At 62.5% G+C, this 309-nt stretch carries 1 protein-coding gene; it reads left to right on the top strand.

All coding sequences use genetic code 11. The annotated features are described in order from the left end of the window. Positions 1–8 precede the first annotated feature (8 nt). Positions 9–309: DUF1016 N-terminal domain-containing protein (locus P3H15_RS54840; RefSeq protein ID WP_276144933.1), on the top strand; the 301-nt coding region annotated here is incomplete at its 3' end.

The raw sequence follows: 309 nt of genomic DNA, 5'->3' as shown, positions 1-309 counted from the left end.
ACTGGCAGATCGGGGCGACGATCATCGAGCGACAGAAGACGGCCCCGTGGGGCAGCAAGGTCCTCTCCCGACTCTCCGCGGATCTGCGCACAGAATTCCCAAATGCGAAGGGTTTCTCGTCAGCCAATCTGAAGTACATGCGGAGGTTCGCCGAGGCGTGGCCGGACCAGGAGGCAATCGGTCAACGACCCGTTGGCCAATTGCCCTGGGGGCATGTCATCGAGTTGCTCGAGAAGCTCGACGACGCCGAGTTACGCGACTGGTACAGCGCCAAGGACATCGCACACGGCTGGAGTCGTCCCGTGCTGG

This window comes from Rhodococcus sp. T2V (assembly GCF_029269925.1).
Classification (GTDB): Bacteria; Actinomycetota; Actinomycetes; order Mycobacteriales; family Mycobacteriaceae; genus Rhodococcus_F; species Rhodococcus_F koreensis.
This window is presented reverse-complemented; position numbering and strand designations above follow the sequence as displayed.